This window comes from Roseobacter sp. HKCCA0882 (genome assembly GCF_037805225.1).
Taxonomy (GTDB): domain Bacteria; phylum Pseudomonadota; class Alphaproteobacteria; order Rhodobacterales; family Rhodobacteraceae; genus M30B80.
The window spans coordinates 549,212-571,587 of the sequence record NZ_JBBLYI010000002.1; the positions used below are offsets into that span (position 1 = coordinate 549,212).

The window sequence follows — 22,376 nt, forward strand, 5'->3', positions numbered from 1 at the left end:
GACTTTCGCCATATCCCCAAAGGGACAAAGCCATGTTTGTTGTCACATTAATCACCAATCCCGCAATCCATTTGGAACCAGAATTGGTGGCAAGCCTCCGCAATGCATTGGGCGGCGGTGATGCGGTGTGGCTGAACCCAAACACGGCGGCAGAATTCACTATTTCGCAAGCGCCCACCAATTTCGAAGACATCTGGGCCAGCCTTCAGGCCGAAGGTGTGGATATGGTTTTGCAACCCCAAGAAGGGCGGCGCAAGAAAATGCTGCTGGCGGATATGGATTCGACCATGATCCGCCAAGAATGCATTGATGAATTGGCCGCCGAGGCGGGTGTTGGCCCGCGCGTGGCCCAGATTACCGCCCGCGCGATGAATGGCGAATTGGATTTCGAAGGCGCGCTTCGCGAACGTGTGAGCCTGCTCAAGGGCCTCGATGTCGCGGTGATCAACCATGTTTTGGAAAAGCGCATTCACCTTATGCCGGGCGGCCCCGTTCTTTTGGCTACTATGAAGGCAAATGGCGCCTATGCCGCGCTTGTATCTGGAGGGTTTACGGCCTTCACGGCGGCCATTGCAGATAGGCTTGGGTTTGACGAACACCGCGCAAACACGCTTTGCGCCGAAGGCGGTCAGCTTACAGGCAAGGTAACTGACCCAATCTTGGGACGTGAGGCCAAAGTGGAGGCCTTGAATGACATTACAGCACGGCTTGGGATTACCCCTGCCGATGTCTTGGCGGTCGGCGATGGCGCAAATGATTTAGGGATGCTGCAACTTGCAGGGGCGGGGGTCGCATTACACGCGAAACCTACAGTGCAAGCGCAAGCCAAGCATCGGATCAATCACGGCGGTCTAACGGCGCTTCTTTACATGCAAGGCTACGCCGCAACAGATTTTATCAAGGCCTAAAGTAAAACCGCGCGCAAATCTCTTTGCGCGCGGTTTTTTGGTTTATTCAGCAGGCACAGCCGCCGCTTCAAGGCTGATCGGATGGGCCAGCTTATTGAGCATTTCCTTGGGGCAAACCTGCAAGAAGTTTGCCTTCTCACTCTCCCAATTCTTAAGGATCATATCCGCTTTCTGCGAGGCCGTTTCCGCATGATGGCGGGTGATCAGATCAAGCAACTGCTCTTCCCAATGTGCGACTGTGACAGGGCAAGTCACCAATGTCTCAAGGTTCATATTTATCAAAGCCTCGCCGCTTGGGTCATAGAGATAGGCCATACCGCCCGTCATACCCGCGCCGAAATTGGCCCCAATTGACCCAAGGATCACGGCAACGCCGCCCGTCATATATTCACACCCGTTCGAGCCACAGCCCTCAACCACGACTTTGGCGCCTGAGTTACGCACCGCAAAGCGCTCACCCGCGCGACCCGCTGCGAAGAGATAGCCATCGGTGGCACCATAAAGAACAGTGTTGCCGATGATGACGTTTTCAGAGGCCTTCAGAGGGCTGACTTGAGCGGGTTTCACGACAATCGTGCCACCCGACAGGCCCTTACCCACATAGTCATTGGCATCACCGGACACCTCAAGCTTCAATCCAGGCGCTGCAAAGGCCCCTAAGGACTGCCCTGCCGAACCCTCCAATTTCACCGTCAGGTGATTTGGTTGAAGGCTGTTGCGCATCCCGAATTTCTGCACGATGTGGCTAGATGCCCGCGTGCCAATGGTGCGTAGCGTGTTCTGCACAGCGTAAGACAATTGCATCTTTTCGCCATCTTGCAAAAAGCGCGCTGCATCCGCCACGATCTGTGCGTCCAACGTGTCAGGCACAGAGTTGCGCGGCTTATTGCGGTCATAAACAATCTTATCCGCCCCATCGACTGTGATCAGCATGGGGTTAAGATCAAGATCATCAAGATGCGCCGAACCACGGCTGACCTGCGTCAACAAATCGGCGCGGCCAATGACGTCATCAAGACTGCGCGCGCCAATCTCTGCCAGAATCTCGCGCACTTCTTGCGCGTAGAAGGTGATCAGATTGACAACCTTATCTGCGTTGCCTGTGAATTTTGCGCGCAGGCTTTCGTCTTGCGTGCAAACGCCCACGGGGCAGGTGTTCGACTGGCACTGGCGCACCATGATACATCCCATGGCAATCAACGCAGCCGTGCCGATACCATATTCCTCAGCCCCCATCATGGCTGCCATGACAATGTCACGACCTGTGCGCAGGCCACCATCGGTGCGCAAGGTGATTCGGTCGCGCAGGTTGTTCATCGACAAGACCTGATGCGCCTCGGTCAAACCCATCTCCCATGGCAGACCCGCATATTTGATCGAGGTCGCGGGACTTGCACCCGTGCCACCATTGTGGCCTGAGATTAGGATGACATCCGCCTTTGCCTTGGCGACACCCGCCGCAATCGTGCCAACGCCCGATGAGGCCACCAATTTCACGGTGACTTTCGCGCGGGGGTTGATCTGCTTGAGGTCATAGATCAACTGCGCCAAATCTTCGATGGAATAGATATCGTGATGCGGCGGCGGTGAGATCAGCGTCACGCCTTTGGTCGAGTGACGAAGGCGCGCAATCAAATCTGTCACCTTCATACCAGGCAACTGACCACCTTCACCCGGCTTGGCGCCTTGTGCGACCTTGATCTCCAACTCCTCGCAATGGTTCAGATATTCCGCAGTAACGCCAAAGCGGCCCGATGCGACCTGTTTGATCTTGGCGCTTGGGTTGTCGCCATTGGGCTCTGGTGTGAAATGTGCGGGATCTTCACCGCCTTCACCACTATCGGATTTCGCGCCAATACGATTCATCGCCACGTTGAGCGTCTTATGGGCCTCGGGGCTAAGCGCCCCAAGGCTCATGCCCGGCGTGACAAAGCGCTTGCGGATTGAGGTGATGGATTCCACCTCCTCTATCGCTATGGGCTGACCCAAAGGCTTAATGTCCAACAAGTCGCGCAGATGAATGGGCGGGTTGGCGCGCATCTTGGCGGAATATTGTTTCCACAATTCAAACGAGGCTTTGTTGCAGGCCATCTGCATCATATGCATCGACTGCGCTTCCCAAGCGTGGGTTTCCCCCGAACGGCGGGATTTATAGAAACCGCCAATTGGAAGGATTCCATCGCCCTGCAACCAACCAAGCGCGTGGACTTCTTCACATTTTTTCTGAAGGCCCGAAACGCCAATGCCTGAAATGCGGCTCGTCATACCGGGGAAATATTCCGCAACCATGGCGCGGCTCAGACCCACAGCCTCGAAGTTCAAACCACCACGATATGAGGAAATCACTGAAATCCCCATTTTGGCCATGATTTTCAACAAGCCTTGGTCAATCGCGTTGCGATAGCGTGCGACCGCTTCGGTCAAAGTGCCCTCCAACAGACCGCGCTCAATGCGATCCGCCAGCGAATCCTCTGCCAAATAGGCGTTCACTGTAGTTGCACCACAGCCCACCAGAACCGCAAAATAATGCGGGTCAATGCATTCCGCTGATCGGATGTTGAGCGAGCAGAATGTGCGCAAACCCTTGCGCGTCAGCCACGAATGCACCGCGCTTGTCGCCAAGATCATTGGCATCGCGACTTTTTCTGCGCTTTGGAAACGGTCGGTCAACACGATATGCGCAGCACCCGAACGCACTGCATCCTCGGCCTCTTGGCGAATGCGCTCCAGCCCATCACGCAAGCCATTTTTATCCGCACCCGCAGCAAAGGTCGCTTCAATCGTCACCACGGCATCGCCAAAATGCTTTACCATCGCGTCAAATTGCGCATTGCCCACGAAAGGACTGTCGAGAACCAAAATCTCGGTTTGGCTGCTATCTTCGTCCAACACATTCTTTAGGTTGCCGAAGCGCGTCTTAAGGCTCATCACCCGATATTCGCGCAAACTGTCAATCGGGGGGTTCGTCACCTGACTGAAATTCTGGCGGAAGAAGTGGCTCAAAGGGCGATATTTCTTCGACAAAACCGCGCTTGGCGTATCATCGCCCATAGAGGCCAAGGCCTCTTTGCCATCTTCGGCCATTGGTGCAAGGATATGTTCCAATTCCTCAATCGTATAGCCCGCGGCCACCTGACGGCGGCGCAGATCTTCGCCTGAGAAAATCGCTGTTTCCGTAAGGCCTTCGGTTTCCTTGGCCAAATCTGTGATCTTGCCGACCCAGTCGCCAAACGGGCGCGCCGCAGCCAAGGCATCCTTGATCTCGGTATCGTGGAATAGCTTTTGCGTTTCCATATCGACCGCAATCATCTGACCAGGCCCAAGCGCGCCTTTTTCGATCACGCGCGCCTCGTCAACAGGCACCATGCCTGCCTCGGAGCCCGCAATCAGCATCCCATCGCCCGTCACCACATAGCGCATTGGACGCAGACCGTTTCGGTCAAGACCCGCACAAACCCAACGACCATCGGTCATTGCAAGGGCGGCGGGGCCATCCCATGGCTCCATCACCGAATTGCAATAGGAATACATATCCTGCCATGCCTGCGGCAATTCGCTGGCGGTTTGGCTCCAAGCCTCGGGAACGAGCATGGTTTTTGCCATTGGCGCGTTGCGACCTGCGCGCACCAAAACCTCAAACACAGCGTCCAAAGCGGCAGAGTCAGACGACCCTTGCGGGATAATCGGCTTAATATCTTCGGCCATATCCCCGAAATAGGTGGATGCCATGCGAATCTCATGGCTCTTCATCCAGTTCACATTACCCTTGAGCGTATTGATTTCGCCATTATGGGCCAACATGCGGAATGGCTGCGCCAACCACCATTGTGGGAATGTGTTGGTTGAATACCGCTGGTGGTAAATCGCGAAGGCGGATTCAAACCGCTCATCCTGAAGGTCGGGATAGAATTCCGACACCTGTTCTGCCAACATCATACCTTTGTAGATGATGGATCGGCAGGAGAGAGAGCACAGATAAAGTTGCCCCACGCCTGCGGCCGCAGCAGCTTTTTCAATACGGCGGCGGATGACATAAAGCTCGCGCTCGAATTGTTCGTGATCGATGCCCTTTTCGTTCCGGATCAAGATTTGCTCAATCTCTGGCCGCGTTGCATTGGCCTTTTCACCAAGGCAAGCGGTATCAACAGGCACATGGCGCCAGCCGTAAATATAGTGCCCCATCCGCAAAACTTCGGTTTCGACAATTGTGCGGCAACGCTCTTGCGCACCAAAATCCGAACGCGGCAAGAACACCTGACCGACTGCAATCAATTTGTCAGCAGCAGGCTCATGGCCAGTGCGGCGAATTTGATCGTAGAAAAACTGCACAGGGATTTGCACATGGATGCCTGCGCCATCGCCTGTCTTTCCATCGGCGTCCACAGCACCGCGATGCCAAACGGCCTTAAGCGCGTTGATCCCGTTTTCCACCACGCGGCGTGAAGGTTTGCCATCGACAGCAACGACTAAGCCTACGCCACAAGAGGAATGTTCCTCCTCAAGGGAATACATACCATGCTCGGCCATAAACGCGCGCTTGGCCTCTTCTGCGGCCACCCATTCGGCATCAAACTTGGTCATCACTCATACCTTTCTTTCGGAAGGGGCATCATCGGGATGCGCGAAACGGGCCAAAGCCCTAGGATAAAACATCACCGCAATCATAAAGCGGCAGTGCATTCAGAAATCCCGCCTCATTGGGACGGGCAAAATCAACGGGGCTTGCGTCATAGGAGATTTCTTCCCCGCTTGGCAGGGTCAGCGTCTCGGTGCCGCCAAAGAACACCCGCAAAGAGGGGCTGACATATTGGTTGCCCACAGTGCTGCGTGCACCGTCTGGCGTGGTTTCGGTGTAGGCAAATTCCGTGCGTGCCAGAACCTCACCGTCAATCTCAACTGTGTCACCCGTCAAGGCGTCAAAACCGCTGTAATCGCGGGTAAAGGGCGCGTCACCTTCTGAGACAGACAGCGAAAAGGTGAAACTATCCCGCCCTGTCTCAAGCAATTCGCTGAGGCTTGCAGGGTCAATTTCAGGTTGGACCAAGCGCGACCGAAGGCCCGAGCGAAGATCAAGGGATTCAAGCCACCGAAATTCTGGATCCGTATGGGATAATGACATTGGCCCATCGACATCTAGGCTGAGGCGCCAATGCTCGCCTGCAGCATCACCTTCACAGGTCCAGTAATGCGAGACCATGCATCCGCGGGTTTGAACCGTGAGGAAGGCTTCGCACCCCGCGGGCGGTGTGATTTGCGCCGCTTGCGCCATCGCCGCAACCCCAATGACCCCGCCCGCCCATGCGAGAAGGGTCAAGTGACGTGCGATGCTGTGCGCAAGACGGGCCATATCGGATCACTCAGCCGCAATCACGCCGTGGCCTGCAACTTTTGCGAGGATCGCGTCCGCTGCTTCACGGCCATCACGGATCGCCCAAACAACAAGGCTCGCCCCGCGCGCAATATCACCAACGGCATAGACGTTTTCCAATGCCGTTTCATGGCTGCGGAAGTCGGTCTTTACTGTCCCCCAACGGGTGACAGGCAAATCCGCGCAATTCCAAAGCGTGGGCAGATCTTCTGGCTCAAAGCCCAAGGCCATGATCACCAGATCCGCGTCCTCAACATAATCGGCACCCTCAATCACCTCGGGGCTTTGACGGCCTGTCGCATCAGGCGCGCCAAGGCGCATTTTCTGAACCTCGACACCTGTTACTGGATTGCCAACAAAACCTTTTGGCGCGGACAGCCAGACAAATTCCACACCCTCTTCTTCGGCGTTCTGAACTTCGCGTTGACTGCCGGGCATATTCGCGCGGTCACGGCGATACAGGCATTTCACAGAGGTCGCACCCTGACGAATCGCACTGCGCACACAGTCCATCGCAGTATCACCACCGCCGATCACGACAACTTTTTTGCCTTCGGCATTCAATGCGCCAGTGTCAAAATCAGGCACAGCATCGCCAAAGCTTTTGCGGTTGGACGCGGTGAGATAATCCAACGCCTTGACGATCCCCGAAGCCTCATGCCCTGCAACGTCCAAGTCGCGCGATTTATAGACGCCTGTCGCGATCACGATGAAGTCGTGCTTTTCGCGCAGCGCCTCAAAGGTGATGTCGCGGCCAATATCGGTGTTCAACTCGAACTTGACCCCGCCTTTTTCCAAAAGCTCATTGCGGCGCATCACCACGGGCTTTTCCAATTTGAACCCTGGAATCCCGTAGGTCAAAAGCCCGCCTGCGCGGTCATAACGATCATAGACTGTCACCTGAAGCCCCGCGCGGCGCAAACGATCTGCGGCAGCCAAACCGCCTGGCCCTGCGCCAATGATGCCCACGGATTCTACCTGCTCGGTTGTGGGGGAGATGGGCATCACCCAACCTTCATCCCATGCGGTATCGGTGATGTATTTCTCGACCGAGCCGATGGTGACCGTGCCATGCCCAGATTGTTCGATCACACAATTGCCTTCGCACAGGCGATCTTGCGGGCAGATACGCCCACAGATTTCAGGGAATGTGTTTGTGGCTTGGCTGATCTCATAGGCCTCGCGTAAGCGCCCTTCGGCAGTCAGGCGGAGCCAGTCGGGAATATTGTTGTGAAGCGGGCAATGCGACTGGCAATAGGGCACGCCACATTGACTGCAACGGCCTGCTTGCTCCGCGGCTTTTTGCTCGGCATACTCGGCATAGATCTCGCGAAAATCCGCACGGCGTTCTTCGGCGGATCTCTTCTCGGGCGTTTCTTTAGCCACGGAGACAAATTTTAACATCGGTTGCTTAGCCACGGAACTACTCCCATCTTCAACGCGCTTCTCATATTCCGAAAGCGCACCACATAAAAGACAGCAATGCTGACCTATATAATGCTGTTTTCATTTCTGGCGGCCAATTTGCAACTTTGATTTACGAAAATAGGTATCGCACCATTACCTATTTGAAAAAATATCACATTAATTCAAGTTTTTAGATGAGACTTGTTTTTATTGGGACATAGAACTCATGAGCCTGTTTTATCTTTTTATTCTCGCTACCATCCAAGGGATCACGGAATTTCTGCCGATATCCTCCTCTGGTCACCTGATTCTATTGCCCGCGCTGATGAGTCATGACGACCAAGGTCAGGTGATTGATGTCGCCGTGCATGTCGGCACCTTGGGCGCCGTGATCTTGTATTTCTGGGCCGATGTAAAAGAGGCGCTGTTTGGATTTTTCCGCCTCCTGCGCGGCCAGATTGACACACGCGGCGCATTTCTCGCGCTGTGCCTAATCATATCCACAGTACCCGTGGTTGTGGCAGGATTGGTGTTCAACCTTACAGGCCTCTCTGACCTGCTGCGCTCAACTGCGGTCATCGGGTGGACGATGCTCGGATTCGGAATTGTGCTTTATTGGGCAGACCGCACAGGCACAGAAACGAAGCCTGCCACAGCATGGACGCTAAAAGACGCGCTGGTTATGGGGTGTGCGCAAATTCTTGCACTAATCCCCGGCACATCGCGCTCGGGCATCACCATCACTACCGCACGAAAACTAGGCTACGGGCGCGAAGATGCGGCGCGGTTGTCGATGCTCATGTCAATTCCAGTGATCATCGCCTCAGGCGCACTATTGGGGCTCGAGGTCATTGGCACAGCTGACCTGGCCGCCGCACGCGATGGTGCTATCGCCGCAGGGTTCGCCTTTGTCGCGGCGCTCTTGGCCCTGTCTGTGATGATGCGCCTTTTGAAAACCATCAGCTACACGCCCTATGTGATCTATCGGGTGATCATGGGCGTGGTGCTGTTGGTGATCGCGTATAGCTAGGGCTTATCGCAGCTTAGATGCGCTATCGCGGATTGCTGCATATTGGCCGCCATCGCGATAAGGCCACAAATATTCTGGCAAAACCGTATCAAGTGCAGTCGGTGTAATACCGAAATCTGCCAAGGTTTTTGCATTTGGCGACACGACATTATCCCGCTTGAGCTGACGCAGCTGATCACGGGTGAGGACACCATTGGTGAAAAGGCCAAATGTCACCGCCTGCGCCATATCAAGGCCAAAGGCCAAAGGCGCCGCAGCAAGGCTTGGGATGCTCAAAATCACACGGCGGCGGCCAATCACCTTGAGCATCTTTTCAATCAACGCGTGGAAGCTCAGCTTCTCTGGCCCGCCCAATTCATAAATTCCGCTAAACCGATCATCAAGAATGGCGGTAACAGCCGCTTGGGCCAAATCATCAACATAGACAGGTTGAAATTTGCTGCCCGCCCCCATCAAAGGCACGAAAGGCGACAGCCGCGCCATCGCAGCAAAGCGGTTAAAAAACTGATCTTCAGGTCCGAACACAATCGAAGGCCGCAAGATCACCGCCTTTGGGAAAGCCGCCTTAACGCCTGCTTCACCTTGGGCTTTGGATTGTGCGTAAAGGCTATCGCTGTCTGCATCCGCACCGATAGCGGACACATGGACAAGCCGCGCGGCGCGCTCCTCTTTCGCAATCCGCGCAATGCGTGCAGCCCCTTCGGCCTGAACGGCATCAAACTTGTTTTTCCCTGATTCAACGAGAATACCCACGCAATTCACAACCGCATCGGCCCCTTTGATCGCGGCACGCACCGAAGCATCATCACGGATATTGGCCAAGACAGGCTGGACCTGACCAACCACACCGTAAGGGCGCACAAAACCTGCTTCATTAGGGCGGCGCACGGCAACACGCACGCGCCAACCTTCCTTAGCCATACGTCTTGCGATGTAGCGCCCCACAAAACCTGAGCCGCCAAAAATTGTCACAAGCTTGGACATCGTTCTGCCTTTCGGTCGTCTGGTCTGGATTTGCGCGATTGATACGCGGCAAACCCAAGCGAAACAAGGCGCAATTATATCACGCGCAAGCGTCACATGCGCGCAATCCACATCACCCCATCCAAATACGCCACAGCCATGCAACAGCCGTTGACAGCACCCATGCCGATATATAACAGACAGCCTCACGACACTGGCCCAGGTGGCGGAATTGGTAGACGCGCTAGCTTCAGGTGCTAGTGTCTGTATGGACGTGGAGGTTCGAGTCCTCTCCTGGGCACCACTAACAGTGCAGCTTTTCCCAGTATATCAAGAATAGTTGAGGAAGCAAGCTTATTCGGCTTTCGGATTGCTACACAACTTTTTGAGAATTGCTACACAACGTTGTTCGTGGTAAATGTTTCACTATGCCGAAAAGTCACGAGAATCCCACGCAAAGAGCAAACGGCTGGTGGTATTACCGCAGGCGAATCCCGAAGCATTTACAGGGCGTGTGGCGTGATAATGGTGGTCGCCAGACAGAACATATTCTCGCACTCAAAACGAAGGACGAAGCTGAGGCAAAGAGGCGATCCAAGTTTGAAGATAGGCTTTTCGAGGACAAGCTTAATCTCAAAGAAGAAGAGCTTGCTGCCAGTGAGAGCCTTGATGAAACAAGAATACGAAACTTCCAGTACTTCGAGTATCGGCTCAGAGAAGCTGGCCTTCACCATTCGCAAGTACCAAGTATCGACAGTCCACCAGAGGTAATCCGCAAGTTTCTACGTGATAGGCAAGCCTTTGCATACGGATCATGGATTCAGATAGATGACGAACACGGCCAGTTCGAAGGCGGTTTGTATGATGACGTCCATGAACTTGCGATGGAATATGATCACTCAGGCGATCCCGTTACCAAACAAAAGTTGGACGATGCGGTTTACAAGCTGAACATTGCATTGGGCAAAACTAAAGACGTTGGCATTCAAATAAGTGTGCCAACGTTGGGTGTCGCCAAAGAAGAATACCTTCAGTTCATCGCAAAGAAAGCCAAAAGCCCTGACGCCAAAGAAGATGAATCTAGAAGAGTGGAACGGATAGTTGGCCACCTTGCTTTTGTGTTGGGCAACGGTGATCCAAAAGCTGGGTTACAGCGTTCTATAGCATCCATACGCAGTGGCGATGTGAAACAGTTCCTAGCCCGTCTGGCTATTAGAGAGAATGGCTCTGACATACCCAAATCACCGTCAGCCGTTGGACGTGAATTACAAACCATGAGTTCGATCTGGAACATGGCATATGAGGAACGCAAAGAAGATTGGCCCACTGACGTAAAGACTAACAACCCTTTTGCAAAAAAGCGGTCAAAGCTGAACAAAGAGCACGATGACAAAAAGAAGGTTGGGCTCGTACCTGACAAGGATCGTAGACCATTCTCACCACGTGAGCTTGAGATATTCATGTTTGAACACCTGCCACGCATGAACGAAGAAGCTCAGCTAATAGCGCTTATTGGTAATCATTCTGGCTGTCGTATTGGCGATGCGGCTGGTTTGAAGATGAACGATCTTTATCTTCATCCAACGAATGAGCACCCCATTCCGTTTATCTTCTTCCGTGACAACACTATTAGGAAGCTTACAAAAGATGGCGTTCAACGCCGTGTGCCTTTGTTTGGTGATGTTCTTGATAGGCTGGTTGAATATCACGACAAGCGGATCAGTGCGCTTCGCGCACATGATAGTGACATCCTTAATGCGGCCCTATTCCCACGATATGGAAGGGGCCAAAAAGGTTCAGATGCCGTGAGCAATCTCATTAATCAGAAACACATTCATCATCTTCGTGATGGTGACCAAAAGCTAACCTTCCACAGCTTCCGCCACACGCTGCAACACAAGTATTTAGCGGCTGGGCAGAACACCCAATTCGCAGGTTATATCAGTGGATGGAAACTGACAGGGTTGGTCGGCAAGCAGTCCGAATATGTGAAGCACGGCATACCACCTGAAGCGCTCATTGATGGATTAAAGAAGGCTCACGCTGCCAAGTCGTGGGGCGATGCGGACATGAACGCAGCGTTGCAAAGCAGGATAGATCAAATGCAGGGCCAATAGGTTCGACTATTCAGTAGCGAGACTAAAGCCGTTCCTTGAAAAGCCGTTGCCGCATCGCCCATCCAGACTTCTCAGCATCGGTGGATAAGCTTAGGCCTATGGATTTGAATTGCTTGAATAGGTAGCCCTTCATGCTTGTTGGTTGTTTGCCACGAGACCAAGACAGAAGGGTCGTATCAATCTTGCCGATGCGGTGGCCTGTGACCTCGAAGTAGGCCTTGCGCATCACCTCTTCTAAATCGCCACTACCTTCGACATGCCGATTAACTATGAAGCTGTCATGGACAGGCAGGACTGGAATGTCGCGTTGGGCGAACTCCAGCATCACCTTTTCAGCAATACAGCTATCAGTGAATTGAAGGCTGTTGCCTATGCCTTTGAAGAACAGGTCTGCTACGGGAGAATGGGCTTCGAGAATGCTGTCACGTAGCGTAGCCCAAGTTATGCCTGCCGCTCGCGCGGCAGCTTTGAACTTATCATCTTGTGGGCCATCATTGTTGAAACGTGCCATTTGGAGCATCGAATTGAAGGCTTGTTTAACAAGCTCACGATGCTGTCCATCTAGAATGCGGCCATAAGCATCCGTGTTCCCCATCTCCTTGCCAGCCATGTGATACAACAGTTGGGGGTGGAGCTGGGAATAGTCGGCTTCAGATGTGCGCTCACCGTCAATCGTGATCAACATTCGATAGTTCTTCGGCACATTCTGCCACCATGCACGATAGAACCTACCGCCCAGTGTGAAGCGGTCAGCGGCTGTATCATCTCCAACCGTGAATATCCGCACGAGGGTACGCTGTGAGAAATCTATTGGGGCCTTATCCTCACTTCGTTTCATATCTTCTGCGAGTTTAGGAATGTCAGCTGTATTCAGTTCGAGGTCTGGCCAATGCCGAAGCAAGCAATCGTTTATCGTGGCTAGGTTAGAGCGAAATAGATTGGTCTTGTCCGTGTCGACATAAGGCAATTCTTCGATGCTACGGATCGTAGCGCTTGTTTCAGGATTCCATGTCTTCGTAATCTTCCGCAGGATAATAGGCTCAGGTGTTTGGACCTGAACGCCATTGATTGCAGGATGACCATCCAACGCATTCAGCATGTCCACCATTGGGGCGGTGGGCCAATACTTGGTGAGAATGCCTTTGCCAGTACTGAGGTCTTTACGCCCTGTCTTATCGGTGATCAGGTTCAGACGCTTCAAGCCATCGAATGCATCCATCATGGTACGATGGGAAACATTGGTGTCGCTGTAACGCTGTCGAGAATAGTACGCCTTCTTCTTATGGATCAGGCAATCACGTGGCGGAATAGATTGGATCGCCTTCCACATATCCAAGACCAAATAAGCCACGGAATGGTTGAAGCGGATTTGAGTAGAGGCATCCCTCGCACGATTACGATCTTCAGACGCTTCGATCTGAGACACAATATCTGAGACAAGATCAGTAAACATTACGAGCTAATACCCATAAGATTTGGAAAGGCACGTGTCGCATCTAGACTCACACATAGAGGGAGGTCGGCCCTTTGGGGGCCGCCCCTACTATCATAGTCTCACCTATAGCTATACTATTAGGGAACCGATAAGGATTAAGACAGACAAGCATTACACCAGTCTCCTATAATCCAGCGTACGTTTGATCCGTTCAATAGCACGAACATCCACCAAAACTTTGATAACATCCTTTGTGTGCTGACCCTTGGCTACGCCTGCCCATGTTGAAGCTTGTGATTCAGTTAGCTTGAAGCGCTCTCCGACATTGCGGTGAGACTTAATCTGGCCCCAAAGGAAATAGGCGCTTTTGTATTTGCTACGATCCTTGGAAGCTTTTGGGTTTAGAAGTGCTTGCTCAACGGTGAACGCTTTTGCGCTGGGTGCTTGCTGTTCAACAGATGCCTCCTGACGCTGTTTACTTTTGGAGACAGGAGCCTTTGCCGATTTGCGAGTGGTGGCAACTTGGGTCACTTCAGCAGTGTCATCGGCTTCGGTGATGGCAGGTGCAAAAGACTTCTTCGAAGACGGTAGCTCCCACGTGTTATCAGCTATTTGCTCTATCGCCTTTTGAGCGATTTCTTTTCGTGGGCCTGTCATCTTCGAGAATAGAGTGCCAACCTTTTTGCCGCTAGAATTGTTATTAGTCGCTTGCCACTCGACTACGGCTTTGGGCAGCATGGATGCCTCACCCTTAGCCCACCATCCGTCCAGCTTTTCCAAGTTCTTGTAGTGCGTCCATGCTTGGCCTTCAGCAGCAGTCCAAGGCATTTGAACTGCCATCTGATAGTGGAAGCTATTTACGATGTCATCGGTGGTTTCATTAAGGCTTTGGCTCGGCGTGCCATCGGCTGACAGGCAAAACTCCATCAAAAGAAATCTGGCTGGGTGATCATCAGGAACGGCAGAGAATGCTCTTTTCCAAGACTTTAGGTCTCCTGCGGTCTTTGGGTATGCCTTACGCATTGCGCTATCATCGAAATCAAAGAAATGTGCACGGATAAACATCCACTCAAGGAAGCGGGCCACAGGGTCAGTAAAGCGTGTAGGATACGGCTTCTTCATTGTTCGTCCGTGGTTCAGCTATCAGTTCCGCGACTAAAGTCGCTCCTCAGTTGTTGTCGCTTGGTGTTCTTTGAGCGCACGGTAAACGGAGCTTCTAGAAATCTTCAGATATTGAGCAATCTCTGTGGGTGAGATGTTGGCTTTGTGCATCTGAATCACCTTTTCGGTTTCAATAGTAGGCTGGCGTCCTTTGAACTTACCAGCCGCTTTTGCCTTGGCGATACCTTCAGCTTGACGCTTACGAATAAGAGAGCGCTCAAACTCTGCGAATGCTCCCATCACGTGCAACTGAAGCTTGGCCATTGGGTCATCATTATCTGCGCTAAACGTCAAACGCTCAGCCAAGAATGTGATGCTACACCCCTTGTCCACAATGGTTTGAACAATGCCCTGTAAGTCGATCAGGGAACGAGCAAGGCGGCTTAACTCATGCACGACCACCTCGTCACCTTCACGTATGTGATCCAGCAGTGCGTTTAGTTGAGGCCGCTCACGCACGGCCCCAGACATTGTTTCTTCGAATACACGATCACAGTCAGGCAATTCTTGTCGATCCATGTTCTGCGTGTCGCTTGATATTCTTCGGTAACCAATTCGCATCACTTCAATCCCCCCATTGGACGACCCATGATCATTGCGCCTGCGGCCTTACAGATATAGTCAAATTCTTCGTCTGAAGTGCCTTTAGGCAAGATGAAGCCAGAAGCGCACTCAAGACTTAATGGTTCTCTGGTGACCCACCAGTTTGCCACGTAGTCAGTTTTGCAATCCCAGCAGACTTCAGGGTCATCTAGATAATCTGTGTCCAGCATTGGCACAGGGTCATCGAACCGCCCTTGTACTGGCCGTAAATCCAACTCCAGTTGTTCAGGCATATCAATCCAACGTTCCGCCTTGATCTGGTCTGCGTTGAACCAGACACCGTAATCTAGCTGAGTTGGGTCGTAGGCTTTACGATCAGAGTTATAGGGTTCACCGAAATCGAACTCTAACTGCTCAGGGGTTTGACGTTCCTCTTCATGCTCGTGGATTTCATTCAACCAAATGAGGGTTTCACGATCCGCAGATTTGATGTGGCCATCTCTTAGGATTTCGTGGAATCCAAGGAAGTCAGTGTTGTAAGCAAGCCATACGCTCATGTGCCGACCTCCCATGCATTTACAGTTACACTGTGTCGTATAACTGTCTCAGAAATCTTATGTGTTGTCTTAGTCTTCATTGTGTACTCCATATTACTGTTTCATTAGACCCTATGGGTCAAGTTGGAACGGCTCGTTTTGTGCCGATAACCAATAAATGACCACCTATAAGAAACATTTCAAGCCTTTTTGTGTCGTATACCGTGAGAGTGTACCCTTGAGACACGGATATATGGTATAGGATATACCTGCTATATAGCTTTGTATTATTGGGCTTTGATTAGAAAGAGTGAGACTAATTGGGATTATTGCTATTGATATAACCTAAACTATTTTAGTCTGATTATACTTCATTATCAACATGTTCACTCAAATAATATTGAGTCTGTTCAATGGCTTGTGGGTATAGGTTAAACCAACACGTCTAGGAGGCAGGGCTATTTCTACTAGCGTTAGAACCAGTCAGATAGGCTTAACCCCCTTGTTTCATTGGACATTGGAGGAGCTACACCTGAATGCTGTGACCCTGAAGGCTTGACCACTAGGGAAGCATTAACGTGAGGCCTGAAGGGGGGCGGGCAGCGTCCAGTGCCACCCACTCCGTTATTCTTATATGTGGCTTTTCACACAGGAGGGCTCAGCATTTAGAGAATGTATCGACCCTGATTCTTCACTTTAGGCGCACTGATTCCATGAGGTCGTGGCGGTCAGAAGCGTCTTGTTGCGGTGGCGCAGAAGTCGGCCCAAATTCCGCCGATGTGCTGCAATCGCATAGCCCAGAACCGCGACAAAAATAGCGCCAAGGTAGACAAGCTGCGGGATATCTTGCAGATCAAAAGCCCCCATCTTGCCCCTCATAACACCTGTAAATCGCGCATCCCATCAATCACGAATTGCACGGAAAGCGCGGCCAAAAGCATGCCCAACAATCGTGTGACCACGTTGATCCCCGTTGGCCCCAAGGCGCGCTCCAACGGGGTGGAGAGCAAAAAGAGCGAAAAGACACAGATCAAAACCGCCGCCATCACGCCATGCACCGCCAAAACCCATGTGATATCGCCGTCCATCTGGCCCGTCAGAAGGATCATGGTTGCCAAGGCACCAGGGCCTGCGATCAGGGGGGTGGCGAGTGGAAAGACGCTTGGGTCGTCCTTATGGGGTTGATCCGCCTGTCCCTGTCGGCGGGCGCTGCGCCGCTCAAACAGCATATCAAGCGCGGTCAAAAACAATAAAATCCCGCCCGCGATGCGAAAGGCAGGCATGGAAATACCAAGGAAGTTCAAAACGGCCTCACCCGCCACACCAAAAAGCGTCAACAAGGCAAAGGCGATCAGGGTCGCCCGCAGCGCAATCTTCCGCCTTTCGGCCACGCCCATGCCGCGGGTCAGCGCGACAAAGAGCGGCGCCAAACCGATAGGATCAATAATGACAAAAAGCGCCACAAAAACGGGGATGAGGGTTGCAAATTCCATACCCTATCCCTGACCTTTGAGGGGGCAAAGGTCAAATGAAATCGGGGGGCGGGGGCTATTCCTGCAAAGCCGCGTCAAGCCGCGCCTGTGCTGCGACCCAAAGCGCCTCGGCGCGCGCCAAACCCTCTTCGATTTCGGTGAACTTCGCCTGCCATTGCGCCAATTCAGATGCTTTGGCGGCCTCATAGAACTTGGATCAGCACAAAGGCCAATTCCGCGACCCCACCCTGCCACGCTCTCAGCGCCTCTACGGCCTTGCTACAGGCTGACCTTTGGGTCGTCAGGATTTACCAGCCAAGAACCGTGGCGAAGGCCAATACTATCCCAATTCATATGGTAAGTCAGATTGCGATACCGTCCGCCTTTGAACTTCACACCACACGACATTCTGCCCTGCTAGTCAGCCACACACGCACGAGGGTTTTGCCTTTAGAGAGCTACAAGGCTTGGCGTATTCAGCAGCCATAAAGTGATCCATCTCAGCCAATCAGCCGTATCTGTAACAGAGCAACATGGGAGATACGGCAATGAACAAAGACAAACTAAAGCCATACCTCGTGGATTATCTAGATGCTCAAGGCCAAAAGATTGACGGTCAGCTAATCTTTGCTCGTGACTCAACTGCAGCTTCGATGGCTGTACTGAACATACTGCCTGAAGCAAGAACAGTCGTATCTGTTCAACGTTCTATCTGATCAGTTACCGAAGTTTACACATGGCGATATTCGCCTTATGGTTGTCAGGCTGGTGTGACACCGAAGCTGCGTGGTGGTGTAGTCCCCCTCCCGCTTCCTAGCAGGGAATGACCCTTTGTTACGCCAGCACCCTTGCTAAACACATTAGTTGCACCTGCAAGATTTACTTTGGGCAAAACCAGCCTAGCTAATCCTGCGTTGGCGTGACTAAACGTGAGCGTGTTGCTGCAAGTCCGTTCAGGTTGGTTGGTGGAGATCAACCTGCTGTCACGTCAACGCCACTGCACACACTGCTCAGCAAAAGCTGGCCCTGCAAAAGTGCTGGCTGCAATGGTTGTGGCTAAGATGATGCGCTTCATTGTGTGGCCCTATCGTCTATCGCTTGCACGATCACTGATGGCATCTCTTGCGGTGTCTCTGGCGGCATCTCTGGCATCGTTAGCACGATCATTGATGACAGGCGCTACGGCATCTCTTGCGGCATCTCTAACAGCATCTCTATTTTGTCCAAAACCGATTTTGCCATCAGCCAATGCTTTACCAACAGGTGACAGGTCTGCATATGGAGCTTCGCACCCACATATTGGATCATAGTGACAGTCTTCATTTGGATCAATATCACAAGCGCCAGCGGGAAAATAACGATTAAAAAGCGCCCCATGGCCTCCAGCACCGCCACCACCAGCACCCCCTAGAGATTGAACAAGTACCGAAGCCTGCTGCATATGTTGTTCAATACGGTCAGTTACTTCGTTTATTGCGCTCAACGCCAAGATTGCTTGACCAGATGCATCCACTAGCTCAATCCGCTTACGCCGCTCTCGTGCAGAGAGTATGCCGTCACCGTCTGTGTCTAACGCCATAGTAGCTTCTGTTGGTGCAAGAGTATCAGGATCAAGCCTTAGCCGAAGAAGGATAGCCGCTTGTTCAGCTACCAAAGTCGGTGGCGTGAAGATGGAGTCATTGAGCGTAAACTCCGTATAACCTTCAGCATGAAGTTCTGAGACCATCGCCTGAATACGAGGATCAACTTCCTGTGCCGTAGCTGATGTTGCGGCTAGAAGTGTAGCGGTAAGCGCTGTGGCTACGAGGTGCTTCATGGCGTGGCTCCTGTTTCACCACAGCTTGAGCGTAGTTTAGGCACGGGTCAAGCATTGAGCAGCTACATTATTGCGAGATGAATCTTGTCGATGATAACGTCTTGCTGGGGCCTGAGCTAAGCTCTAACATCCAAGCATGGTAGAAGTTGCAAACGTCATAGCCGCAGTCCTGATTGCAATAGGACTTTACCAAGTTGCGATGGGGCTTTGGGTGGGTTTCGCCTTTGATGCCCCAACAGAATGGCTGTTCTATTCCATGCGCTATTTAGGTAGCCCTTCTGGCGAAGCGGTTGATCGTGGAGCATTATACATTGTTGGTGGTATTGTTCTTGGTTTGCTCGCCAAGATAGCCAAAGGCAGAAGAAACTGACTGCCCAGTATCGCCACTGAATATAATGCCATTCTGGGTACATTTACACGCTCTGGGCGGTCACCCTACCTGAAATCCTCTATTACCGTGTATAGATGCCTCTGAGAGTCTCTACGAGGCCATTACAGCTTGGGGGTAGGCCCACCACTGTCAGGTTTGATTAACCACGCTCCGTGAACCAAGCCTATTGAGTGCCAGTCCAAGTGATACGAGAGGTTGCGATATCTGCCGCCAACACTGATTAATAGTCGGGCCAATCTACTTCTTGTCCTGTTAGGTAAGCTAGATGACATGTGGCTTCCCATGCTTCTGCGGCCCACGCTCCATTAGCATATTCATAAAGTTGTGCCTTGGCTGCTCTCTCAGATTGTTCCGGATCCATCATGATAAGGCTAATATTCAGTTCGGCCATTTGTAGGTACCAATCATCATCTAAGGCCAGTAGCTGGTCTTCAATGCCTTCAGGTAGCGTACCTTCCCTCTTTTCATAATCTATGGATGCGTACATGCCAGCCTTCAGACAGTCTGCGAGATCTTGTTGGGTTCCTACCCTCCCACTGTATTCAGCTTCATCGTTGCACGCTGCTAGAATGCACAGGATTAAAGGTAGAAATAACTTGTTTCTCATAGATTAACTCCGGCCTGATTATGGCCACACGCTAGCATGTGAAACGTGGTATATCCAAATTCTATTTACATTGCTTCGTGTTTCATCAGGAAGCCCCACTGCTGAATCTTGCGTAGTAATCAGACAATGACGTTCCAAGTTCATCACTGGGGTTGTAGCCGCCATTGGTTCTGACAAACCTGCGCATACCTGCCTCACCGCCCAGATGTGCCACAGCACGAAGGCCATCACGATCTAATCCAGCAGCAGCCTCACCAAGATCATCTATGGCTGCGTCAATGGACGCTACATGCCAGTCACCAACTCGACTTTGTAGCTCTACATCCTGCGCAAACTCGTCCTGCGTGAATGTCTCTCCTGTAGCGTTACGAAAGTCTTGGAGTCTGGCCTCTGAGAATTGCAGAAGCCCTACATGTCTCCTCCCATCACGAGTTGTGTACTCAGCATCAGCCCTACCGCCTGACTCACTGGCTGTGAGTGCCGCCATGAAACTGGAAGCATCGGCAGTGTTATCGTTACTAGTATAGGTAGGCGTTGGACGCTGTGGCCTAGATATTAACGCTTCTGTCTGGCTGCTTGCGCTACTGCGTGAGGAACGGAAGGATGGTGTTTCAGCCAGTAGTTCTTCTAAGGGCTTTAGCCGTTCCCACTGTGCATAGGCTCTATCCATAGCCGCATCTTGGGCTGCGAAGTCGGGGCGATCTTCTTCAGCATTCAGTAACGCCAGAATGACTTTGCGTTTATCAATGTCAGCATTAGGATACAGCCTAGTGATCGCTTGTGCTGCTGATATGCGGCTAAACCGCATGGCACGGTCAGCCTCTTTAGCCATCATAAGAATAGCGTTCTGTTGTGCCTCTGGCATGGAAGCCAAAAGTGTTTCTGCATCTCTAGAAACATTCGTAGCCAGACGGTTACGCAAGTCTTCAAGGATGGTTTGATTGCCTGTTGGTTTGCTCATAAAGCCTGTCATGAGTGCGGCTCCTTATTGTTATTTAGTGGGAGAGGATTGGTTGCACCGAACCTGCAAATGCAGGGGGTACGAGGACAGTAGCTAAATACTACTGATAATGTATGGTTATTTAGGTATTATTCGTAGCCACTTTAGCTAACAGATGAATAGCGCTACTCAGGGCCATGTCTACTGAAGCTAAATGAATGATAGCCGTGTCAGGCTACAAACCTGCTGACGAGATTAGTAACACGGAGTTTCCCATGCGGCACGTTGTTCGCATTGTCGGCTTCAAGAATCCCAGTCTCCAAGCATCGTGTTAGCCACTTGGGGATCATCGTACTCTGACCATCTGCATGATACAGGGCCGCAGAACGATGTCGAATATCAAGGGTGGTGTTCAACTCGTGAGCTAGGGCTATTGCGCCAGCCAGTTCGTGATGCCTATGACCATTCTGGATTGATCTCCGAAAAGGCAAAACCTGCTTGGCACGCAAAAGGCAGGTCACGATTTCGACCTTCTCTGCGAAGGCAGGTTTCAGAGCGGCTCTATCCTGAGCCTGAATGATTGCAGCTACTAGATTCATACGGCCTCCGAAGTTGTGGGTATGGTTGAACTGTCGGTGACGCGAGCAAAGCTCGCTCCCTCATAGGTGTCAGCTTCGAAGAAATCAGGGTTTGATTTAGCCGCATCAACGATAATCTGCTGATACCTATTCGTGTAATACCAGTTTGGGAAAAGGCGTCTGACTGCCAGTGCCTCAGCAAAGGAATCGACTGATAAAGCACGCATCTGCGAACCTCCTTAGTTATAGCGATTTAGGGGAATGGTTTGTGCGTATAGTTATATCAGAAATAGTCTCTGATGTCAAGCTTTTTGCTACACAACGTTATATGTTTTGCTACACAACGCTTGGATAGTAGGCTAATAATGCCCTTATTTATAAGGCTTATGATAGTTGGCTAGATGCCTCTCCTGGGCACCAAAGTCTCCCTCATAACTCGAATAAATATAACAAAAACAAACCGTTGAGGTTTGCGTGAGACCAGTTTTGGGACCGCTTTTGGGATCACTTCTGCGTTTTACTCTGAGAATAACCCCCTACAAAGCAACGATAATCTGCGAAGTACGACGTCCTCTCCTGGGCACCAAGAAACGATTAAAAACAAATAAAATCAATATTTTATAGTTTTATCGCCCTCTCTTAACCACCCTTTTATCCACCTTTTTTGATTAGCGTTCCACGCGCGTGTGGCTGCGTGCTTGCTCCCGCCCGCGCGTCGCCGTTTGGTCTTTGTAACGTAAAAATGTAGTTTTAATTCGATGTGCCGCATGACCGCTCAGAACCGCGTAGTTATACCAAGACAGGATCCATAGCTACGATCGGTGTGCCGCAGCCGATTGTGGAGGATTCTGCTCAGATTACAGCGCCATTGCCAAAGCGATGTCCCAAACCAACGCGGAGTGACGAGATTGTATCGTCATGCGCACCACCATTATAGCTGACTGCCTTGTTGCTGGAAGCTTATTTTGAACTAGTGCGGTAGGCGATTAATGTATTCCCATCCAGTCAGTTCAATGAATGCTACAATCGCACTGACTGCGTTGTTGGCAAACTTGATTTTCTGGTTGTTCAATTTACTATCATAACAGTTTTTATTTGTGTGCC

The 22,376-nt window shown here is 51.8% G+C and carries 19 protein-coding genes and 1 tRNA gene; 6 read left to right on the forward strand and 14 right to left on the reverse strand.

Features of this window, described 5'->3' with window-relative positions; all coding sequences use genetic code 11:
* The first annotated feature begins 32 nt into the window (after positions 1-32).
* Positions 33-908 (forward strand): phosphoserine phosphatase SerB, encoded by an 876-nt coding sequence (serB, locus tag AAC622_RS11010; RefSeq protein ID WP_340262491.1) that lies wholly within the window; start codon positions 33-35, stop codon positions 906-908.
* Between the two features lie 42 nt (positions 909-950).
* On the opposite strand, the gene gltB is transcribed toward serB, so the two are convergent.
* The 3 genes from gltB to AAC622_RS11025 are packed head-to-tail and all read right to left on the reverse strand — an operon-like array spanning position 951 to position 7,695.
* The gene (gene gltB / locus AAC622_RS11015) at positions 951-5,489 is read right to left on the reverse strand and encodes a glutamate synthase large subunit (RefSeq protein WP_340262493.1); all 4,539 of its coding nucleotides are present in this window, start codon (positions 5,487-5,489) and stop codon (positions 951-953) included.
* A gap of 58 nt (positions 5,490-5,547) precedes the next feature.
* Positions 5,548-6,255, reverse strand: coding sequence for a hypothetical protein (locus AAC622_RS11020; protein WP_340262495.1), 708 nt, complete (start codon positions 6,253-6,255; stop codon positions 5,548-5,550).
* Between the two features lie 6 nt (positions 6,256-6,261).
* Positions 6,262-7,695, reverse strand: coding sequence for an NAD(P)-dependent oxidoreductase (locus AAC622_RS11025; protein WP_340262497.1), 1,434 nt, complete (start codon positions 7,693-7,695; stop codon positions 6,262-6,264).
* A 214-nt stretch (positions 7,696-7,909) separates the two neighbouring features.
* Here AAC622_RS11025 and AAC622_RS11030 point away from each other — a divergent pair, with 214 nt between their 5' ends.
* Positions 7,910-8,713: an undecaprenyl-diphosphate phosphatase gene (locus AAC622_RS11030; RefSeq protein WP_340262499.1), complete on the forward strand. Its 804-nt coding sequence runs from the start codon at positions 7,910-7,912 to the stop codon at positions 8,711-8,713.
* Positions 8,714-8,716: 3 nt separating this feature from the next.
* On the opposite strand, the gene AAC622_RS11035 is transcribed toward AAC622_RS11030, so the two are convergent.
* Entirely contained in the window at positions 8,717-9,697 is a 981-nt protein-coding gene (locus tag AAC622_RS11035; protein WP_340262502.1) for a complex I NDUFA9 subunit family protein, read from the reverse strand.
* 196 nt (positions 9,698-9,893) lie between these two features.
* On the opposite strand from AAC622_RS11035, the gene AAC622_RS11040 reads away from it, so the two are divergent.
* Together AAC622_RS11040 and AAC622_RS11045 are read left to right on the forward strand one after the other, a co-directional pair.
* Positions 9,894-9,980: transfer RNA gene (locus AAC622_RS11040), tRNA-Leu, on the forward strand.
* A 124-nt stretch (positions 9,981-10,104) separates the two neighbouring features.
* Positions 10,105-11,793 (forward strand): DUF6538 domain-containing protein, encoded by a 1,689-nt coding sequence (locus tag AAC622_RS11045; RefSeq protein WP_340262504.1) that lies wholly within the window; start codon positions 10,105-10,107, stop codon positions 11,791-11,793.
* A gap of 22 nt (positions 11,794-11,815) precedes the next feature.
* On the opposite strand, the gene AAC622_RS11050 is transcribed toward AAC622_RS11045, so the two are convergent.
* The 6 genes from AAC622_RS11050 to AAC622_RS11075 all read right to left on the reverse strand — a co-directional run bounded on the left by AAC622_RS11050 (position 11,816) and on the right by AAC622_RS11075 (position 16,961).
* Positions 11,816-13,246 carry a hypothetical protein gene (locus tag AAC622_RS11050; RefSeq protein ID WP_340262506.1) on the reverse strand — a complete coding sequence of 477 codons (1,431 nt, stop codon included), beginning with the start codon at positions 13,244-13,246 and terminating at the stop codon, positions 11,816-11,818.
* Between the two features lie 153 nt (positions 13,247-13,399).
* Positions 13,400-14,350: a hypothetical protein gene (locus tag AAC622_RS11055; RefSeq protein ID WP_340262508.1), complete on the reverse strand. Its 951-nt coding sequence runs from the start codon at positions 14,348-14,350 to the stop codon at positions 13,400-13,402.
* 33 nt (positions 14,351-14,383) lie between these two features.
* Positions 14,384-14,950, reverse strand: coding sequence for a recombinase family protein (locus tag AAC622_RS11060; protein ID WP_340262511.1), 567 nt, complete (start codon positions 14,948-14,950; stop codon positions 14,384-14,386).
* On the reverse strand, positions 14,950-15,489 hold the full coding sequence (locus AAC622_RS11065) for a hypothetical protein (protein ID WP_340262514.1): 540 nt from the start codon (positions 15,487-15,489) through the stop codon (positions 14,950-14,952). The genes AAC622_RS11060 and AAC622_RS11065 overlap by 1 nt, the downstream gene beginning before the upstream one ends.
* A gap of 675 nt (positions 15,490-16,164) precedes the next feature.
* Positions 16,165-16,335, reverse strand: a complete 171-nt coding sequence (locus AAC622_RS11070) for a hypothetical protein (RefSeq protein WP_340253365.1) — start codon at positions 16,333-16,335, stop codon at positions 16,165-16,167.
* Positions 16,336-16,343: 8 nt separating this feature from the next.
* The gene (locus tag AAC622_RS11075; RefSeq protein WP_340253368.1) at positions 16,344-16,961 is read right to left on the reverse strand and encodes a MarC family protein; all 618 of its coding nucleotides are present in this window, start codon (positions 16,959-16,961) and stop codon (positions 16,344-16,346) included.
* A 527-nt stretch (positions 16,962-17,488) separates the two neighbouring features.
* Between AAC622_RS11075 and AAC622_RS11080 the strand changes: the two genes are divergently transcribed.
* Positions 17,489-17,656, forward strand: coding sequence for a hypothetical protein (locus AAC622_RS11080; RefSeq protein WP_340262516.1), 168 nt, complete (start codon positions 17,489-17,491; stop codon positions 17,654-17,656).
* A 368-nt stretch (positions 17,657-18,024) separates the two neighbouring features.
* Here AAC622_RS11080 and AAC622_RS11085 read toward each other — a convergent pair whose 3' ends face one another.
* Positions 18,025-18,756 carry a hypothetical protein gene (locus AAC622_RS11085; protein WP_340262518.1) on the reverse strand — a complete coding sequence of 244 codons (732 nt, stop codon included), beginning with the start codon at positions 18,754-18,756 and terminating at the stop codon, positions 18,025-18,027.
* Positions 18,757-18,892: 136 nt separating this feature from the next.
* Between AAC622_RS11085 and AAC622_RS11090 the strand changes: the two genes are divergently transcribed.
* Positions 18,893-19,126 carry a hypothetical protein gene (locus AAC622_RS11090; protein WP_340262521.1) on the forward strand — a complete coding sequence of 78 codons (234 nt, stop codon included), beginning with the start codon at positions 18,893-18,895 and terminating at the stop codon, positions 19,124-19,126.
* A gap of 241 nt (positions 19,127-19,367) precedes the next feature.
* Here AAC622_RS11090 and AAC622_RS11095 read toward each other — a convergent pair whose 3' ends face one another.
* From AAC622_RS11095 to AAC622_RS11105, 3 genes are all read right to left on the reverse strand, one after another.
* Positions 19,368-19,754 (reverse strand): hypothetical protein, encoded by a 387-nt coding sequence (locus tag AAC622_RS11095; RefSeq protein WP_340262524.1) that lies wholly within the window; start codon positions 19,752-19,754, stop codon positions 19,368-19,370.
* An 85-nt stretch (positions 19,755-19,839) separates the two neighbouring features.
* Positions 19,840-20,727 carry a hypothetical protein gene (locus tag AAC622_RS11100; RefSeq protein WP_340262526.1) on the reverse strand — a complete coding sequence of 296 codons (888 nt, stop codon included), beginning with the start codon at positions 20,725-20,727 and terminating at the stop codon, positions 19,840-19,842.
* Positions 20,728-21,289: 562 nt separating this feature from the next.
* A complete protein-coding gene (locus tag AAC622_RS11105; protein ID WP_340262528.1) occupies positions 21,290-21,499 on the reverse strand; it encodes a hypothetical protein in 210 nt (69 codons plus the stop codon).
* Positions 21,500-22,376: the final 877 nt, after the last annotated feature.

Bases quoted from the DNA above. Each gene is read 5' to 3' on its own strand.
- serB (WP_340262491.1), top strand. From the start codon at position 33: ATGTTTGTTGTCACATTAATCACCAATCCCGCAATCCATTTGGAACCA.
- gltB (WP_340262493.1), bottom strand. From the start codon at position 5,489: ATGACCAAGTTTGATGCCGAATGGGTGGCCGCAGAAGAGGCCAAGCGC.
- AAC622_RS11020 (WP_340262495.1), bottom strand. From the start codon at position 6,255: ATGGCCCGTCTTGCGCACAGCATCGCACGTCACTTGACCCTTCTCGCA.
- AAC622_RS11030 (WP_340262499.1), top strand. From the start codon at position 7,910: ATGAGCCTGTTTTATCTTTTTATTCTCGCTACCATCCAAGGGATCACG.
- AAC622_RS11035 (WP_340262502.1), bottom strand. From the start codon at position 9,697: ATGTCCAAGCTTGTGACAATTTTTGGCGGCTCAGGTTTTGTGGGGCGC.
- AAC622_RS11045 (WP_340262504.1), top strand. From the start codon at position 10,105: ATGCCGAAAAGTCACGAGAATCCCACGCAAAGAGCAAACGGCTGGTGG.
- AAC622_RS11050 (WP_340262506.1), bottom strand. From the start codon at position 13,246: ATGTTTACTGATCTTGTCTCAGATATTGTGTCTCAGATCGAAGCGTCT.
- AAC622_RS11055 (WP_340262508.1), bottom strand. From the start codon at position 14,350: ATGAAGAAGCCGTATCCTACACGCTTTACTGACCCTGTGGCCCGCTTC.
- AAC622_RS11060 (WP_340262511.1), bottom strand. From the start codon at position 14,950: ATGCGAATTGGTTACCGAAGAATATCAAGCGACACGCAGAACATGGAT.
- AAC622_RS11065 (WP_340262514.1), bottom strand. From the start codon at position 15,489: ATGAGCGTATGGCTTGCTTACAACACTGACTTCCTTGGATTCCACGAA.
- AAC622_RS11070 (WP_340253365.1), bottom strand. From the start codon at position 16,335: ATGGGGGCTTTTGATCTGCAAGATATCCCGCAGCTTGTCTACCTTGGC.
- AAC622_RS11075 (WP_340253368.1), bottom strand. From the start codon at position 16,961: ATGGAATTTGCAACCCTCATCCCCGTTTTTGTGGCGCTTTTTGTCATT.
- AAC622_RS11080 (WP_340262516.1), top strand. From the start codon at position 17,489: ATGAACAAAGACAAACTAAAGCCATACCTCGTGGATTATCTAGATGCT.
- AAC622_RS11085 (WP_340262518.1), bottom strand. From the start codon at position 18,756: ATGAAGCACCTCGTAGCCACAGCGCTTACCGCTACACTTCTAGCCGCA.
- AAC622_RS11090 (WP_340262521.1), top strand. From the start codon at position 18,893: ATGGTAGAAGTTGCAAACGTCATAGCCGCAGTCCTGATTGCAATAGGA.
- AAC622_RS11095 (WP_340262524.1), bottom strand. From the start codon at position 19,754: ATGAGAAACAAGTTATTTCTACCTTTAATCCTGTGCATTCTAGCAGCG.
- AAC622_RS11100 (WP_340262526.1), bottom strand. From the start codon at position 20,727: ATGACAGGCTTTATGAGCAAACCAACAGGCAATCAAACCATCCTTGAA.
- AAC622_RS11105 (WP_340262528.1), bottom strand. From the start codon at position 21,499: ATGCGTGCTTTATCAGTCGATTCCTTTGCTGAGGCACTGGCAGTCAGA.